Source organism: Variovorax sp. 10L426 (assembly GCF_056395305.1).
The window spans coordinates 1-5,032 of the sequence record NZ_JBFTJF010000043.1 but is presented as its reverse complement, the minus strand read 5'-3'; the positions used below and the strand labels follow the sequence as shown (position 1 = coordinate 5,032).

At 64.8% G+C, this 5,032-nt stretch carries 4 protein-coding genes; 1 reads left to right on the top strand and 3 read right to left on the bottom strand.

Features of this window, described 5'->3' with window-relative positions:
* Positions 1–222: 222 nt before the first annotated feature.
* The 3 genes from AC1DHL_RS29565 to gcl are packed head-to-tail and all read right to left on the bottom strand — an operon-like array spanning position 223 to position 3,736.
* The gene (locus AC1DHL_RS29565) at positions 223–1,119 is read right to left on the bottom strand and encodes a 2-hydroxy-3-oxopropionate reductase (RefSeq protein WP_478105388.1); all 897 of its coding nucleotides are present in this window, start codon (positions 1,117–1,119) and stop codon (positions 223–225) included.
* A gap of 24 nt (positions 1,120–1,143) precedes the next feature.
* Entirely contained in the window at positions 1,144–1,923 is a 780-nt protein-coding gene (gene hyi, locus AC1DHL_RS29560) for a hydroxypyruvate isomerase (protein WP_478164303.1), read from the bottom strand.
* 19 nt (positions 1,924–1,942) lie between these two features.
* Entirely contained in the window at positions 1,943–3,736 is a 1,794-nt protein-coding gene (gene gcl, locus AC1DHL_RS29555) for a glyoxylate carboligase (RefSeq protein ID WP_478164302.1), read from the bottom strand.
* Positions 3,737–3,896: 160 nt separating this feature from the next.
* Between gcl and AC1DHL_RS29550 the strand changes: the two genes are divergently transcribed.
* Positions 3,897–4,799, top strand: coding sequence for a LysR family transcriptional regulator (locus tag AC1DHL_RS29550; RefSeq protein ID WP_478105382.1), 903 nt, complete (start codon positions 3,897–3,899; stop codon positions 4,797–4,799).
* The last annotated feature ends 233 nt before the right edge of the window (positions 4,800–5,032 follow it).

Genomic DNA, 5,032 nt, shown 5'->3' with positions numbered 1-5,032 from the left:
AACTACCCCCACCCTCTCCGCGGAGGCGGGCGGTGTGCGCTGGGCCGGCCGTTGAGGCACCGCCGAGCAGCGCAGCGGTACGCGGATCAGGGCCGCGCGTGTTTGAGCGAAGCGAGTTTCGCGCGGACCCCGCGTACCGCGAGCAGCGCAGGGCAGCCGCGAAGCGGCCGGTGACGTCGGCCGACCCAGCGCACACCGCCCGCCTCCGCCACCCCCCACACCTCAAGACGCAACAGGATGCTGCGCCATCGCCTCCAGCGCACGCACCAGTGCCGAATGATCCTCCTGCCCATATCCCAGCGCCGCGCAAGCATTCATGAGCTGCGCCGCGCTGGCTGTCTGAGGCAGTGCCACGCCAATCGACCGCGCACCTTGCAGCGCCAGGTTCAGATCCTTCTGATGCAGAGCGATCCGGAACCCCGGCGCGAACGTGCGCTTGATCATCCGCTCGCCGTGCACCTCAAGAATGCGCGAAGCCGCAAAGCCACCCATCAGCGCCTGCCGCACCTTTGCGGGATCAGCGCCTGCCTTGGAGGCGAACACCAGCGCTTCGCCCACAGCCGCAATGTTGAGCGCCACGATGATCTGGTTGGCGACCTTGCACACCTGCCCATCGCCCACGCCGCCGACCAATGTGATGTTCTTGCCCATCTTCTCGAGCAGGGGACGCACGCGGCCGAATGTTGTCTCGTCGCCGCCGCACATGATCGTGAGGCTCGCCGCCTTCGCGCCCACTTCGCCGCCCGAAACTGGTGCGTCGACATAGCCGCAGCCCAGATCGATGATCCGCTTGGCGAAGTCCTTGGTTGCGATCGGATCGATCGAACTGCAGTCGACCACGATCTTGCCCTTCGACAAGCCCGCCGCCACGCCGCCTTCGCCGAACAGCACCTTCTCCACATCCGGCGTGTCCGGCACCATGATGAAGACGATGTCCGCCTGCTGGGCGACTTCGGTGGCCGATGCACAGACCATGGCCCGCGAGGCAAAGGGCTCCGGCGTGCCGCCGCGCGTGTTCACATAGAGCTGATGGCCCGCGTCGAGCAGGTGGCCGGCCATCGGCGCGCCCATGATGCCGAGGCCGATGAAGCCGATCTTCTGTGCGTTGGTGTTGGACATGTCGCGAGATTTCCTTGTCTTGATTCAGTGAACGAGCGCGGTGCGCCATCCGAGGCCGTCGACGGTCGTGCCGCGCGGCTTGTATTCGCAGCCGATCCAGCCGGCATAGCCCAGCGAATCGATGTGATTGAAGAGCCACGGGTAGTTGATCTCGCCCGTGCCCGGCTCGCCACGCCCAGGGTTGTCGGCCAACTGGATGTGGCCGATGCGCGTGATGTTCTTCGTCAGCGTGTTGCCGAGTTCGCCTTCCATGCGCTGCGCGTGGTAGATGTCGTACTGCACCAGCAGGTTGGACGAACCGACCTCGTCGATCAACGACAGCGCCTGGTCGGTCCGCGTCAGGTAGAAGCCCGGGATGTCGAAGCTGTTGATGGGCTCGATCAGCAGGCGGATGCCCGCGCCTTGCAGTTCCTTCGCCGCGAGGCGCAGGTTGTCGACCACCACCTTGCGCGCGTCGGCGGCCGTCTGGCCTTCGGGCAGTTTGCCAAGCAGGCAGTTGACCTGCGGGCACCCAAGCGCCGTCGCATAGTCGATCGCGCGCGCCACGCCTTCGCGAAACTCGCCGACGCGATCAGCATGGCAGCCGATGCCGCGCTCGCCGCCGTCCCAGTTGCCGGCGGGCAGGTTGTGCAACACCTGTTCGAGGCCGTTGCCACGCAGCGCAGCGGCCAGCTCCTTCTTGTCGTAGGCGTACGGGAACAGGTACTCAACGGCTTTGAATCCCGCCTTGGCGGCGGCCTCGAAGCGCTGCATGAACGGCAGCTCGTTGAACAGCATCGTCAGATTGGCTGCAAATTTCGGCATGGTTTTGTCTCCTCGGGAATCAGTCCAGCATCGAGGCGGCAATCGCTGTCGGTGCATCTTCCGTGCTTTCGGCGAGCGCCTCGAACTCGTTGATGGCGTCGATCTCGGTGCCCATCGCGATGTTGGTCACGCGCTCGAGCATCACCTCGATCACCACTGGCACGCTGAACTCGGCCATGAGCTTCTCGGCCTGCTTGATCGCCGGCGTCATCTCTTCCTGCTTGTAGACACGGATGGCCTTGCAGCCGAGGCCTTCGACCACCTTGAGATGGTCGACGCCGTAGCTGCGCTCCACGCCGCTGTCCTCGTCGGCGTTGATGTTGTCGAAGCCGAGCTGCACGCAGTAGTCCATCTCGAAGCCGCGCTGCGCCTGGCGGATCAGGCCGAGGTAGGAGTTGTTGACCACGATGTGGATGTACGGCAGCTTGAACTGCGCGCCCACCGCGAGCTCTTCGATCATGAACTGGAAGTCGTAGTCGCCCGAGAGCGCGACGATCTTGCGGCTGGGGTCTGCCGCCCGCACGCCGAGCGCGGCAGGGATGGTCCAACCCAGCGGGCCGGCTTGCCCGCAGTTGATCCAGTGGCGCGGGTTGTAGACGTGCAGGAACTGCGCTGCGGCAATCTGGGAGAGCCCGATGGTGCTCACGTAGCAGGTGTCGTTGCTGAAGTTGTTGTTCATGCACTGGTACACGCGCTGCGGCTTCATCGGCACGTCCGCGAAGTTGGTCTTGCGAAGCATGGTCTTCTTGCGGTCGCGGCATTCGCCGGCCCACTTGCTGCGGTCGGGCAACCGGCCCTTCGCCTTCATTTCCTCCGCGACCTGCACGAAGAGTTCCAATGCGGCCTTCGCGTCGGACACGATGCCGAAATCGGGCGTGAACACGCGGCCGATCTGCGTGGGCTCGATGTCGACGTGCACGAAGGTGCGGCCCTTGGTGTAGACGTCGACCGAACCTGTGTGCCGGTTGGCCCAGCGGTTGCCGATGCCGAGCACGAAGTCGCTCGCGAGCATCGTCGCATTGCCGTAGCGGTGGCTGGTTTGCAAGCCGCACATGCCGGCCATCAGCGGATGGTCATCGGGAAGCACGCCCCAGCCCATCAACGTGGGAATCACCGGAACGCCCGTCGCTTCAGCAAAACGGACGAGCAGATCGCTTGCATCGGCATTGATGATGCCGCCGCCGGCCACGATGAGCGGGCGTTCTGCCGCATTGAGCATCGCGATCGCTTTTTCGATCTGGGCGCGCGTGGCGGCCGGCTTGTAGGGCTGCAACGGCGTGTAGGCGTCAATGTCGAACTCGATCTGCGCCATCTGCACATCAAAGGGCAGGTCGATGAGCACCGGGCCCGGTCGGCCCGAGCGCATCAAATGAAAGGCCTGCTGGAAGACCTGCGGCACCTGGCCCGGCTCGCGCACCGTGACCGACCACTTGGTCACCGGCTTGGAGATCGATTCGATGTCCACCGCCTGGAAGTCTTCCTTGTAGAGCCTTGCGCGCGGCGCCTGTCCGGTGATGCAAAGGATCGGGATCGAATCGGCCCAGGCCGAGTAGAGGCCGGTGATCATGTCCGTGCCGGCGGGGCCGGAGGTGCCGATGCACACCCCGATGTTGCCCGCCACGGCGCGCGTGTAGCCCTCGGCCATGTGCGAGGCGCCTTCGACGTGGCGCGCGAGGATGTGCGCGATGCTGCCTTGCTTGCGCAGCGCGGAATAAAGCGGATTGATGGCGGCACCGGGCACGCCGAAGGCCTGCGTCACGCCTTCTTTTTCCATCACCAACACGGCGGCCTGGGCCGCGGTCATCTTTGCCATGTCTGTTCTCCTTGGGATGCATCGACTGTAGGAATTCGAGGCACCCGGCAGAAGACGGTGCGGGGCCATAAAGCCTATTCCTGGGTGGAATAAGTGGCTACGGCTGCCGCCGGGCCGCCCCAAGGCAGGCGCGCCCCCTTGGGGGCGATACCATCCGGCGATGGACAGACTGCAAGCGATGGAGATGTTCGTGCGCGTGGTGGAGACCGGCAGCTTCTCCAAGGCGGCGCGCGAGTTCAACACCACCCAGCCCACCGTGACCAAGCAGGTCGCGGCGACCGAGGCACGCCTGAAGGTGCGGTTGCTCAACCGCAATACGCGCGGCGTCAGCCTGACGGAAACGGGCGCGCTCTACTACGAGAAGTGCAAGGCCATCGTGCGCGACGCGGAGGAGGCCGAGAGCATCGTGAAGTTGCGGCAATCACAGGCGCAAGGGTTGCTGCGCATCGGCACTTCCACAGCCTTTGGCCGCCGCATCGTGGTGCCGCTCGCGCTCGAATTCATGGCGCGCCATCCGCAAGTGCAGGTCGACCTGAGCTTCGAGGATCGCTACGTGGACTTGGTGGCGCAGGGCATCGACGTGGCGATCCGCATGGGCAAGCTCGCCGATTCGTCACTGGGCGCGCGATTCCTGGGCATGAATCCGTGGGTCATGGTCGCCGCTGCGGACTATCTGAAGGAGCACGGAACGCCGAAGAGGGCGCAGGACCTGAGCGCCCACGTGGCACTGATCTACAGCAGCGTGGTTGGCGACGATGTCTGGCACATCCACACGCCGAAGGGAGAGCCGGTTTCGGTGCCGGTGTCGGGCCGGCTGCGCTCCAACAACGTATCCGCGGTGCTGGCCGCCGCGCGCGCGGGCCTGGGCATCGCGCTGATGCCGCGCTACGTGGCGAGCGACTCGCTGGCCTCGGGGCAGGTGGTGGAGGTGCTGGCAGACCACGCGCTGGCCGAGCAGGAAATCCACGCGGTGTTTCCATCGCCCAAGCTTGTGCCGGGGAAGGTGTCGAGCTTCGTGGCTTTCCTGCAAGGGCGCTTTGGTGAGAGGTGGTGGGCGCGCTGAAATCTGCAGTGGTAGGCTTTCGGGGTCACACATCCGAAGTCAACCAAGAAAGCCTTGACTCGCCTTGCGAGGACTTGGCCGCTGACCCATGCCCATCACAGATGCCAGCAATTTCGTCTTCTTCCAGCTGATCAACGACTACCTCCGCGACGAGATCAATACCTTCCAGTGGAACCTGCTGACGAGCATGGCGCAGTTCGTCGGCGCGATCGGGCTGATTCTGCTATTCTGCT